Origin of the sequence: Campylobacter sp. US50a (genome assembly GCF_004379015.1) — a bacterium.
Lineage (GTDB): Bacteria > Campylobacterota > Campylobacteria > Campylobacterales > Campylobacteraceae > Campylobacter_D > Campylobacter_D jejuni.
Window position 1 is genome coordinate 1 of sequence record NZ_RYYJ01000001.1, and the last position, 12,133, is coordinate 12,133.

A 12,133-nucleotide genomic window follows, 5' to 3' on the forward strand; every position below is an offset into this window, starting at 1 on the left:
TCTACCTGTATAGTTATTATCTACACAAATAATTTTATTGCCTTCACTAAGCAGTCTTTTACATAAATTAGAACCTAGAAATCCCGTTCCCCCAGTGATTAAAATGGATTTCATAAATTAAAGCATCCTTTTTTCTAAATTAAAATAATATTTTACTATAAAAAACTTTAATTTTAATTCTATATTAAACAAAACTTCTAATTCTACTTTTCATACTTGTTTCCTCTCTCTTTAAAACTTCAAATAATTTTCGATGAAATTCATCATGTAAAAACTCTTTGGATAATTTTTTTATGATTTCGTTGCTTTTCTTTTTGTCTTGATAATTTTGATTTAAAATTTCTTTATTTTTATTCTCATATCTTCCATTTGGATTAAATTCGTAATGATAAATGCAAGTTTTAAAAACAGCTATTTTCTCACAAAACATAAAATAAACATAACAAAAAAGCACATCTTCACCGTAACTCAAACGCTCATCTATTTTAACTTTTTCAAAACTTTTTAAGATGATATCTCTTCTAAAACACTTCGCCCAAACCGACCAGCAAAAATGCCTTTGTTTGCTTAAAAATTCTAAAAATTCCTTTTGATTAAAAACTTCATCTTGCTTAAAACGATAAAACTGCTTGGTTTTTACCCTATGTACAAAGGCATCAAAACAAAGCAAATCAAAACCTTTTTTCATCTCTTTAAGTGCTATTTCACAAGCATCAAGAATTAAAAAATCATCACTATCTAAAAACATTATAAAATCAGAACTAGAATGCAAAACCCCCAAATTTCTACTTGCAAAAGTGCCTAAATTTTCTTCATTTTGAAAGATTTTTATTCTTGGATCTTTTTTTGCAAATTCTAAAACCATATTTAAACTATTATCTTTACTTTTATCATCGATAATCAAAATTTCAATATCTTTTAAAGTCTGATTTATACAACTTTGCAAAGCTCTTGAGATAAAATCGCAAGAATTAAAAAGCGGGATTATGATAGAAAGTTGTGGCATATTTTTCCTAAATTTTGTTAAAATAATAAAAACAATTCTATCAAAATTTAGGAAATTTATGAAAATTTTTATACACCTTCCCACTTGGCTAGGCGATGCAGCGATGGCTTCACCTGCTTTATACACTATAAAAGAACATTTTAAAAATGCCCAATTTATCCTTTATGGCTCTTTGGTTTCTACGGCACTTTTTAAAGAATTTCCTAATTCTAAAATCATCATAGAAAATAAACAATCCCGCTATAAACAAGCCCTATCTTTACGCAAAGAACTTGGTAATATCGATTTTAGCTTTGCTTTTAGATCTGCGTTTTCTTCTAAGATTATCTTACATATTCTTAAAACAAGACAAAGATATTTTTTTGACAAAAACAAGCACAAAGAAGAACATCAAGTTTTAAAATACCTTTATTTTATAGAAAACTCACTTGGCATAAAAGCTCATTTTAAAAACTTAAAACTTCCCTTTAAACTAAAATTTCAAAACCCTCTTGTCTTAAAAAATGGCAAAAAAATTCTAGGACTAAACCCTGGTGCAAGCTTTGGAAGTGCAAAAAGATGGGATGCGAGTTATTTTGCTAAAGTGGCTTTAAATTTCAGCCAAAGTCATGATATTTTAATCTTTGGTGCAGGAAAAGCCGAACAAGAACTTTGTAATGAAATTTATCAAATTTTAAAAGAACAAAACATAAAAGTAAAAAATCTTTGCAATAAAACCACCATCAAAACCCTTTGTCAAAATATCGCTTTTTGCGATCTTTTCATCACAAATGACAGTGGACCTATGCACATAAGTGCGGTTTATAAGGTAAAAACCGTAGCTATTTTTGGCCCTACGAAATTTACTCAAACTTCACCTTGGCAAAATGAAAACGCAAAATTAGTGCATTTAGATCTAGCTTGTATGCCTTGTATGCAAAAAACCTGCCCTTTAAAACACCACAAATGCATGAAAGATTTAAAGCCTCAAAGGGTTATAGAAGAGGCTAGAAATTTACTTAAGCTTTAATCGATTTTTTATATATACAATAGATAACAACCTTAAAATATTTGAGTAAAATCTAAAAATTTCTCTAGCAATTTTTTTATATAATATTAATTTTATTGAAAATTTTCTTCCATATTCTACAATAACACTTGAAAAATTTGCTTGCTTAAGAAATAAAGGCTTTTTCACTATATTTAACACATTATGTTTATAAAACATATCCATATAATCATCTACAGCATAGATCCAATTTTTAGCGCATTTAAGAAATTTCTTTGCAGCACTTACTTGCAGTACATAGCCTTGAGTTCCAGCAAGTTTTTCAAAACTTAAATAATATCCACCCTCACTCAAAAAATACAATCTTTTATCAAATAAGTAACAAAGTCTTATATATTCATATTTGCTCTTTAATAGCTCATCTATATATTCTATCCCATTATTTAAAAATTCATCACTAAATTCCACGTCATCTTCTAGGATGATTATAGGCTCATCAAGCTTCACACATTCTTGCCAAAGTTTATAATGACTAGCAAAACAAGCTTTTTCTCCATCAGAAAGCTCTCTACCCAAAATCCAAGAACCCCACCAAGGAAAATGATCTTTAAATTCCAAATGTTCTTTATTTTTAGCATCAATAGCTTTAAAGAAAATAAATTCTAATTTATTTTTTAAACTAGGATTTTTTTCAAAAAGCTTTTGAATTTGTTTTTTCATATGCTCTTTTCTATCTAAAGAACGCTCTAAATTGATGATAAAAACTTTCATTAAAAACTCTCATCTATGATCTGACAAAGTGTGTGTATGATCAAAATATGCATTTCTTGAATTCTAGCCGTATCATCGCTTGGTACGACAAGATTATGATCGCAAAGCTTATTCATCATTCCACCACCCTTTCCGCTAAGCCCTAAACAAAGCATATTAAGTTCTTTTGCTTTTTTAAAAGCTTCTAAAACATTAGGGCTTTTTCCGCTCGTTGAAATGCCGATTAAAACATCATTTTCATTTCCTAAAGCTTCCACTTGTCTTGAAAAAACAAACTCAAAACCATAGTCATTTCCTATAGCACTAAGTGCTGAAGTATCGGTTGTAAGTGCTATACCTGCTAAAGCCTTGCGTTCTTTTTTATAACGCCCACTAAGTTCAGCTGCAAAATGTTGGGCATCAGCTGCACTTCCACCATTTCCGCAAATCAAAATCTTGCCACCTTTTTTAAGACATTCACATAAAAGCTCACCTATTTTAGCGATTTGTCCTTTTAAAATTTCACTTTCTTGAACGATTTTTTGATGTTCTTGCCATTCTTTTTCTACTAAATTTATCATTTTTTATCCTTAATCTTTTCTATGATCTTGCTTGTACTAAATCCTTCTTCAAAGTTGATTAATTCAATCTTTGAAACAATATCCGCACCCACAACAAGCTTATCTTTGTAATCAGCTCCTTTAACCAAAATATCAGGTTTTAAAAAGCTTATAAGTTCCAAAGGCGTATCTTCATCAAAAATCACTACAAAATCTACAAAATAAAAAGCTGCCAACATACAAGCTCTTTGAAACTCTGAATTTACAGGACGACTCTCACCTTTGAGTCTTTTCACACTCGCATCTGAGTTCAAACCTACAATCAAAACATCACCCAATCTTTTAGCTTTTTCAAGGTATTTTATATGTCCAAAATGCACTATATCAAAACAACCATTTGTAAAAACAATCTTTTTATTATTTTGTTTCAAAAGTACCAAAAGTTCTTCTTTGCTTTTGATTTTTTTCTCAAAATCCACGCGCTTAAAACTTTTAATCTCATCAAAACTCACACTCACGCTACCTATTTTACTTACCACAACAGCTGCAGCTTCATTGGCAAGTTCGCAAGCTTTAAAAATTTCAATCCCATTTGCCAAACAAAAAGCCAAAATGGCGATCACACTATCACCAGCCCCCGTTACATCATAAACTTCTAAGGCTTTGGCAGGTGCGATTTTTAATTTCTCATCAAAAAGTGCAATCCCTGCTTCTGAAAGAGTGATAATAGAATAACGCAAAGCAAAATCTTCTTTTAATTTTTTAATCCCTTTTTCTAAATTTTCACCCTCTAAATTTTCAAATTTCAAAGCCTCTAAAGCTTCTTTTTTATTAGGTGTAAGTAAGGTTGCACCGCTATATTTACTAAAATCATTCCCTTTAGGATCGACTAAAACAGGGATGTTTAAGAAATTTGCTTTTTCTATCACAGCCTTGCAAACCTTAGGCGTTAAAATACCCTTAGCATAATCGCTTAAAAGCACAGCTTTAAAATCTTTGATCTTTTCATCAAACAAAGCTATAAGTTCATTTTCAAGTAAAATTTCACTTATATCTTCTTCATCTAGTCTTAAAACCTGCTGATTGTGCGCCATAATGCGATTTTTAAAAGGGGTTTTGCGTCCTTTTTGGATCAAAAATTCTCCTTTTAAATTTTCTTGTAAAAATTTCCCACTCTCATCATCGCCCACAACACCAAGTGCAAAAACATCAGCACCTAAACTTTTCAAATTTGCATAAACATTCGCAGCCCCGCCTAATCTTTTATCTTCTTTAAGAGTTTTAGCTACCAAAACAGGGGCTTCAGGGCTGATACGCGAACAATCACACCAAGTATAATTATCCACCATAAAATCCCCTATAATTAAAATTTTAGGTTTTTGCTGACTTAAAAACTCAAGCATTTACTTCCTTTTCAAAAAGTCTTTTTATCTCACCTAAATAATCTTTTATACCCTCTTCAAGACTAAATTTTGGCTGATAATCCCAAGTTTGATCTAGTTTTGCTTCAGTGTGGAATTGATAAGATTTTACATAAGGATTTGGGATATATTCGCAAGGCAAATCAGTCTTTAACTCTTTTTGCAAAATATCAACTATATCTTGAAAAGTTCTTGCTTTACCACTGCCTACATTATAAACTCCACATTTTGAATCAAGGGCGATTAAATTGGCATTAATAACATCTTTGATATAGGTAAAATCTCTATAAATTTTATCACTTCCTTCAAACAAGCGTGGATTTTTTCCTGCTAAAATTTGATGGCCAAATTGCAAAACCATAGAAGCGGTTTTGTTTTTATAAAATTCGCCTTTTCCATAAACATTAAAATATCTAAGTCCTACTAAATGGGCTTTATCGTAGTATTTTTTCGCTAGCTTGTCCATCATCAATTTTGAAAAAGCATAAGGATTTTTTGGTTCTTCATCTTTACCTACAGTTTGTGGACTTTTTGCATCACCATAAACCGAAGCTGAACTTGCATAAATAAGCTTTGCATTAAGATCTATGCTAAGTTCTATAAAATCTTTAAAAGTATTTAGATTGGTTTGTAAAACCTTAGTTTGATCAAAAACTGTAGTGTCTGAAATTGCTGCTTGATGAAAAATAATCTCTGGCTTAAAATCTTCAATCTTTTTTAAAACTTTTTCATCATTAATATCACCTGCAAAAAGCTCTCCATCAAATTCAAGTAAATTTTTAAAATGCCCAAAACTTTGCAAATTTCCATTTTCAAAAGTCGCACTACTACGCATTTTATCGATGATTAAAATTTCATGTTTTTCTTGCAAATTTAAAGCCAGTTGCGAACCTATAAATCCTGCGCCACCTGTGATTGCTATTCTCATTTAAATGTCCTTTTCTTTAAAAAAGCTCAAAATTTCTTTTAAATTTTTAAATTGTCTAAAAAAATCGCCTTCTTTTTTTTCTTCATTCACTAAAATCAAAGTGCCAATATCAGCATTTAATCCTGCTTGCATATCGCTTAGATTATCTCCGATAAAAATAGAATTTTTCATATCTAAATCAAACTCATCTTTTGCTTTTAAAAGCATTCCTGCTTTAGGTTTGCGACATTCACAACCTTCTAAATGCGGACAATGATAAATTTTATCAATTTTTATATCTTGTTTGGCAAATTCTTTAAGCATATAATCACAAAGCTTAAAAAAATCACTTTCCTTGTAATATCCTCTTGCAATGCCTGATTGATTTGTCGCTATAAAAAGCAAATACTTTTTAGCTAAAAAATATCTACAAAGTTCAAAAATTCCATCACAAAATTCAAAATCTTCTATTTTATAAACATATTTTTTATCTATATTAATCACACCGTCTCTATCTAAAAATAATGCTTTTGTTTTCATAAAAAACATTATAATATAGCTTTTTTAAAAAGAAAATAAACATTATCTTTAATTTCTTAAGATTTTTATAAAAATAAAGATATATAATACCTAGCAATCTAATTTTTACTAAGGAGAAAACAAATGAAAAAATTATTAGTAGTTTCTGCTTTGGCATGTCTTGGTGTTTCTGCTTTTGCTGCAGATGGTGCTACACTTTTTAAAAAATGTGCAGTATGCCATGGTGCAAAAGCAGATAAAGTTTATTTAAACAAAGTTCCAGCTTTAAAAACTCTTTCTTCTGCTGAAAGACTTCAATACATGAAAGAATATTCAGAAGGCAAAAGAAATGCTTATGGTCAAGGTGCGATCATGAAACTTAACCTTAAAGGTTTAACTGAAGAAGATTTTAAAGCTATCGAAGCTCATATTGAAACTTTAAAATAATTTCTAAAAAAGGCTTTTCTTTTTAAGAAAGCCTTTTTTTATCCAAAGCTTCTTTTTTACGCCTTTCTAATTCTATAGCATCACGCAAAGAATCCTCATCATCATTTAAAGTAGTAAATTTATAATCATCATCAAATTGTTTATTTTTAATCCCCCAAAGCAAAGTTGCCAAAATGATAAAAAACGCTAAGATAGAAACCCCTATCATCATCATGATTATACTATTCATTCTTTAATCCTTAAAGCATTTAAAATAACTATTATACTACTAAAAGACATAGAAATAGCAGCGAATAAAGGATTAATCATACCCAAAAAAGCCAAAGGTATGGTACAAGCATTATAAAACAAAGAAAAAGCAAGATTTTGCTTGATAATTTTAAAGGTATTTTTAGATAATTTGATGGCTTTTTTTAAAGAAAGCAAGTCATTTTTCAAAAGTAAAACATCACTACTTTCTATAGCTAGATCACTTCCTTCTCTTAAAGTCATCGAAACACTTGCATATTTTAAAGCTAGTGCATCATTTACCCCATCACCTACAAATAAAACTTTGTAATTTTTGCTTAAATTTTCTATAGTTTTCATTTTATCTTCTGGCAAACAAGAAGCTTGATAATTTTGAATTTCTAACTTTTTAGCGATTTTTTCCACTGCTTTTTGATGATCGCCACTTAGTATCATTAATTCTTTCTTTTCTTTTTTAAGATAAGCGATAAGCTCTTTTGCACCTTCTCTTAAAACACTATCAAACTCAAAAGAAGCTAAAATTTTACCTTCCTTAGCAAAAATAAAATGTGTATTATCAAATTCTTTAGCCACAATACCCTTTTCTTGCAAAAATTTAGAACTTCCGCCTAAAAGCAACCCTTCATTTAACTCAGCACTTAAACCTTTAGCTTGAATGCTCGAATGCTTTTTAAAATCCAAATTTAAATTCTTAGCTCCTTTTTGCTTTAAATACGACGCAATATTTTGAGAGATAGGATGTTTAGAAAGTTTTACAAAATTATAAAGCTCATTTAAATCAAGCGCTTCATCTAAAAAAACCTCTTTAAGTTCAAGCTCTATTTTGGTTAAAATACCCGTTTTATCAAACACCACGCAATCACATTTGCTTAAATCTTCTATCACGCTAGAACTTTTAAATAAAATATGCTTTTTTAAAGCCCTACCTAAGGCCACAAGATTGCTCACGGGCGTTGCTAAAGCCAAAGCACAAGGACAAGCGATAATCAAAACTGCAATCGCATTGACTAAAGAAATTTCGAAACTCTCTTCTTTATAAAAAAACCAAAAAGCAAAACAAATAAAAGCGATCAATAAAACCGTTCTAGAAAAATAAACCGAAAGACTATTGACCAAACTTTCAAGTTTTGCTTTTTTAGAACTTGCAAGTTCTAAAAGCTGGATAATTTGACTGAGTTTTGAATCCTTGTAAAGCTTTGTTGCTTCATACTCCACACTTCCATCAAGCACTATACAAGCTGAAAAAATTTCATCTTCTTTTTGTATGAGTTTTGGAATACTTTCTCCGTTTAAAGAAGAAGTATCCACACTCATTTCACCACTTTTACAGATCCCATCGATTAAAATTTTATCTCCAGTTTTAAGCAAAATTCTATCCCCTAAACAAACCTTTTGCACTTCTTTAGGAACAAATTCTTTACCATCAAAAACCAAAACTTCATTTTGCAAAAAATCATTAAGCCCATCTATAGTATCTAAAGCACGCTTTTTGCTAAACATCTCAAGATATTTTCCTATAAAAACAAAGCAAACTATCATCGCCACAGAGTCAAAATACACTTCCCCCACCCTAAAAAACATAGCCCATAAAGAATAAACATAAGCCAAACTCGCTCCGCTAATCACCAATACATCCATATTTAAACTATGCATTTTTAAAGTTTTAAAAGCGCTTTTATAAAAATGAGATCCCGTATAAAAAAGCACAGGAGAGCAAAGGATAAATTCAGCAAAATTTAAAATATCCTTAGTATCCTTATCCATACCGCTAAATAATCCTGCGTATTTTGCCACTGCTATCCACATGATATTCATCACACAAGCTATAGCCACAACAAGCTTAGAATAAAATTCTCTTTTTAGTAAATCCGCTTTTTTTGAAGCCTTGCTCGCATCATAAGCACTCGCTTTATAACCTATGCTTTCAATAAGTCTTAAAATTTGCACCAAGGAAATACTTTGTTCATCAAAAACAATGCGTGCTTTATGGCTTAAATGATTGATATCAAGTTCTAAAATTCCTTCTTGTTTCGTTAAAATTTTCTCATTAAGCCACACACAAGCTGCACATTCTATACCGTGTATCATGAGATAAATTTCACTAAATCCTTCTTTAGTTTTAGTAATAAACTCATCATAATTTTTCATTTCATTTTGAAAATTTACAGGGCTTAAAGTTTGATTTCCAAGCTTTTCATAAAACTCATCTAATCCACTTTCATGTAAAATTTCCCAAACGCTCTCACAACCCTTACAGCAAAAAAATTTACCCTTATACTTTATCATTTGGGCTTGTTTATAATCAAGTCTACAATGTTCACATTTCATAATCATTCTTTAAAAAAATATTTTTTATAATTATAGACAAATTTGACAAAAAGTGCATTTTTTTACTAAAATCACATTTTACAAAAATTATTCTGCTAAATCTTACGAGGACTCATGGAAAAAGAAAAAAAACAACATCAAAGAACCCACGTTCCAGTGGAAGGTTATAAAATCGAAGAATTAAAATTATTAGATTTAGAAAATCTAGTTAAAATCGCTAATGAATGTGAAATCGAAAACCCAAGAGAATTTCGCCGTCAAGAACTTATTTTTGAAATTTTAAAAGCACAAACAAAAAAAGGCGGTTTCATACTTTTTACAGGGATTTTAGAAATTTCTTCTGAAGGTTATGGCTTTTTAAGAGGCATGGACTCTAATCTTAGCGATAGTGTTAATGACGCTTATGTTTCAAATTCGCAAATTAGAAAATTTGCTCTACGTGTAGGCGATATCGTTACAGGACAAGTTAGAGAACCAAAAGATCAAGAAAAATACTACGCTCTTTTAAAAATCGAAGCAATCAATTATCTGCCTTTACAAGAAGCTAAAGAAAGACCTTTATTTGATAACTTAACCCCTATTTTTCCAACAGAAAAAATCAAACTCGAATACGATGCAATGAAGCTTACAGGTCGTGTTTTGGATCTTTTTACTCCTATAGGAAAAGGGCAACGCGGACTCATCGTTGCTCCACCACGCACAGGTAAAACAGAGCTTATGAAAGAACTTGCTACTGCTATTGCAAAAAACCACCCAGAAATGCATTTAATCGTGCTTTTAGTCGATGAAAGACCTGAAGAAGTTACCGATATGCAAAGATGCGTAAAAGGCGAAGTTTTTAGTTCTACTTTTGATTTACCTGCTTATAATCATGTGCGTGTAGCTGAACTCGTGATAGAAAAAGCCAAAAGAATGGTAGAAACAGGAAAAGATGTTATTATCCTGCTTGATAGCATCACAAGACTGGCGCGTGCTTATAACACCGCAACTCCAAGCAGTGGAAAAGTCCTAAGCGGTGGGGTGGATGCTAATGCTTTGCACAAACCAAAACGCTTCTTTGGTGCAGCTAGAAATATAGAAAATGGAGGCTCTTTAACCATAGTTGCTACGGCTTTAATTGACACAGGTTCAAGGATGGATGATGTGATTTTTGAAGAATTTAAAGGCACAGGAAATAGCGAAATAGTTCTTGATAGAAATATTGCTGATAGAAGAATTTATCCTGCGATTAATATTATCAAATCAGGAACAAGAAAAGAAGAATTACTCCAAGGCGTAGCAAATCTTCAAAAAATTTGGGCGATCCGTTCGGCGATTTCTCAAATGGATGATGTTGAGGCATTGAAATTTTTATATTCTAAAATGCTTAAAACCAAAGACAATGTAGAACTTTTATCTATAATGAACGAGTAGAAAATGCTTCAAGCTTTAGCGATTAAATACAGACCAAAAACCTTTGATGAACTCATAGGACAAAAGACAGTTAGCGTAAGTTTAAAATACGCTCTAAATCATAATCGCTTAGCTCATGCTTATCTTTTTTCAGGACTTAGAGGAAGCGGAAAAACCTCAAGTGCTAGAATTTTTTCTCGTGCTTTAGTTTGCGAACAAGGACCAAGTGATACTCCATGTGGCACTTGCAAGCACTGTCTTGCAGCACTTGAAGGCAAACATATAGACATTATAGAAATGGATGCTGCAAGCAACCGTGGACTTGAAGACATACAAACCTTAATCGAGCAAACCAAATACACCCCTTCTATGGCAAGATTTAAAATTTTCATCATCGATGAAGTACATATGCTTACCCCGCAAGCTGCAAATGCACTTTTAAAAACCTTAGAAGAACCACCAAGTTATGTTAAATTTATACTTGCAACCACAGATCCTTTAAAACTTCCAGCCACTGTGCTTTCAAGAACGCAACATTTTCGCTTTAAACAAATTCCACAAAGTGAAATTTTAAATCATCTTAAAAAAATTTTACTTAAAGAAAATGTTAAATTTGAAGAAGAAGCTTTAAAATTCATAGCAAGAAGTGGCAATGGATCTTTAAGAGATACTTTAACCTTACTTGATCAAGCTATTATTTTTTGTCAAAATGAAATCAGCATTAGTAAAATTACAGATATGCTAGGCTTTTTAGATCCTCAAAAAATCAAAGCCTTTTATCAGGCTATTTTAACAAAAGACAAAGAAAAAGTTTTTGCATATTTAGAAGAATTGCAAGACTATGAAGCTTCAAGCGTGATTGATGAAATGCTTTTTTATTTAAAAGAAAGTTTTTTTGCAAAAAGTACAGAATTTTCTACTTTAATTTATGAAAGATTTTTCCGTATTTTATCAAAAGCTAAAAATATGCTTTGCGATGATGATGGCTTTACGCTTTGTGTTATGGCTTTTATGATGATGGAAGCAAGTCATTTAAAAGAAATTGACGCACAAATCCAAGAAATTAAACAAGAAAATATAACAAATACTACACCTAAGATCACACCTTCTCCCATCATACCTCATCTTGAGAAAAAAATAGAAAAAAATGCTTATGAAATCTTGCTTGATAGTATTTATGATAGGGATTTTGGTCTTGCAGAATGCTTTAAACAAAGCACAAAATTTATTAGTTTTGAAAGCAATACTTTAAATATAAGCTCAAACGCACAAGGACAAAATCGCGATACGCTCAATAAAGGTTTTAAACTCATACAAGAACTTTTTAAAGCTAAATTTGGAGAAAATGCAAAAATTAATGTGCAAAAAGCACTAACAATTGATGAAAATAAGCTTCAATCCTTAACTCAAGAATTACCAAACAGTGAAAATAAAAACAATATTCAAAGTTCTATTAATATGCTTAAAGAAGGAGCTAAAAAATTTGACCCACAAGAAGATCTTAAAGAGGCTCTTAAAGATTGTTTTGGGGAGCCTCAAATCCAAAATATAGATTAAGGTATTGCT

Annotated in this window: 12 protein-coding genes and 1 pseudogene; 4 read left to right on the forward strand and 9 right to left on the reverse strand. The window is 30.9% G+C overall.

What is annotated here, in order from left to right:
- Together ELQ11_RS00005 and ELQ11_RS00010 are read right to left on the reverse strand one after the other, a co-directional pair.
- Positions 1–114, reverse strand: a 114-nt coding sequence (locus tag ELQ11_RS00005) for an NAD-dependent epimerase/dehydratase family protein (RefSeq protein ID WP_126264416.1), incomplete at its 3' end; no start/stop codon positions are given.
- A gap of 70 nt (positions 115–184) precedes the next feature.
- The gene (locus tag ELQ11_RS00010) at positions 185–1,006 is read right to left on the reverse strand and encodes a glycosyltransferase family 2 protein (protein ID WP_072223542.1); all 822 of its coding nucleotides are present in this window, start codon (positions 1,004–1,006) and stop codon (positions 185–187) included.
- 58 nt (positions 1,007–1,064) lie between these two features.
- On the opposite strand from ELQ11_RS00010, the gene waaF reads away from it, so the two are divergent.
- Positions 1,065–2,015: a lipopolysaccharide heptosyltransferase II gene (waaF, locus tag ELQ11_RS00015; protein ID WP_134225063.1), complete on the forward strand. Its 951-nt coding sequence runs from the start codon at positions 1,065–1,067 to the stop codon at positions 2,013–2,015.
- On the opposite strand, the gene ELQ11_RS00020 is transcribed toward waaF, so the two are convergent.
- The 5 genes and pseudogenes from ELQ11_RS00020 to gmhB form a co-directional block, all read right to left on the reverse strand.
- Positions 2,001–2,765: a glycosyltransferase family 25 protein gene (locus ELQ11_RS00020; RefSeq protein ID WP_072223540.1), complete on the reverse strand. Its 765-nt coding sequence runs from the start codon at positions 2,763–2,765 to the stop codon at positions 2,001–2,003. The genes waaF and ELQ11_RS00020 overlap by 15 nt on opposite strands.
- The gene (gmhA, locus tag ELQ11_RS00025; RefSeq protein ID WP_002787744.1) at positions 2,765–3,325 is read right to left on the reverse strand and encodes a D-sedoheptulose 7-phosphate isomerase; all 561 of its coding nucleotides are present in this window, start codon (positions 3,323–3,325) and stop codon (positions 2,765–2,767) included. Before gmhA ends, ELQ11_RS00020 begins: the two co-directional genes overlap by 1 nt.
- Positions 3,322–4,707, reverse strand: coding sequence for a D-glycero-beta-D-manno-heptose-7-phosphate kinase (rfaE1, locus tag ELQ11_RS00030; RefSeq protein ID WP_072223539.1), 1,386 nt, complete (start codon positions 4,705–4,707; stop codon positions 3,322–3,324). Before rfaE1 ends, gmhA begins: the two co-directional genes overlap by 4 nt.
- Entirely contained in the window at positions 4,700–5,653 is a 954-nt protein-coding gene (gene rfaD / locus ELQ11_RS00035; RefSeq protein WP_072223538.1) for an ADP-glyceromanno-heptose 6-epimerase, read from the reverse strand. Before rfaD ends, rfaE1 begins: the two co-directional genes overlap by 8 nt.
- Positions 5,654–6,215: pseudogene (gmhB, locus tag ELQ11_RS00040) on the reverse strand (D-glycero-alpha-D-manno-heptose-1,7-bisphosphate 7-phosphatase).
- Between the two features lie 80 nt (positions 6,216–6,295).
- On the opposite strand from gmhB, the gene ELQ11_RS00045 reads away from it, so the two are divergent.
- Positions 6,296–6,598 carry a cytochrome c gene (locus tag ELQ11_RS00045; protein WP_002870485.1) on the forward strand — a complete coding sequence of 101 codons (303 nt, stop codon included), beginning with the start codon at positions 6,296–6,298 and terminating at the stop codon, positions 6,596–6,598.
- Between the two features lie 22 nt (positions 6,599–6,620).
- Here the strand turns inward: ELQ11_RS00045 and ccoS are convergent, their stop codons facing one another.
- Positions 6,621–6,827 (reverse strand): cbb3-type cytochrome oxidase assembly protein CcoS, encoded by a 207-nt coding sequence (gene ccoS, locus ELQ11_RS00050; RefSeq protein WP_002852798.1) that lies wholly within the window; start codon positions 6,825–6,827, stop codon positions 6,621–6,623.
- Complete coding sequence (locus tag ELQ11_RS00055) at positions 6,824–9,181, reverse strand: heavy metal translocating P-type ATPase (RefSeq protein WP_072223536.1); 2,358 nt, start codon at positions 9,179–9,181, stop codon at positions 6,824–6,826. Before ELQ11_RS00055 ends, ccoS begins: the two co-directional genes overlap by 4 nt.
- Before the next feature lie 108 nt (positions 9,182–9,289).
- Between ELQ11_RS00055 and rho the strand changes: the two genes are divergently transcribed.
- Complete coding sequence (gene rho / locus ELQ11_RS00060) at positions 9,290–10,588, forward strand: transcription termination factor Rho (protein ID WP_002853705.1); 1,299 nt, start codon at positions 9,290–9,292, stop codon at positions 10,586–10,588.
- A gap of 3 nt (positions 10,589–10,591) precedes the next feature.
- A complete protein-coding gene (locus tag ELQ11_RS00065) occupies positions 10,592–12,124 on the forward strand; it encodes a DNA polymerase III subunit gamma/tau (protein WP_134225064.1) in 1,533 nt (510 codons plus the stop codon).
- Positions 12,125–12,133: the final 9 nt, after the last annotated feature.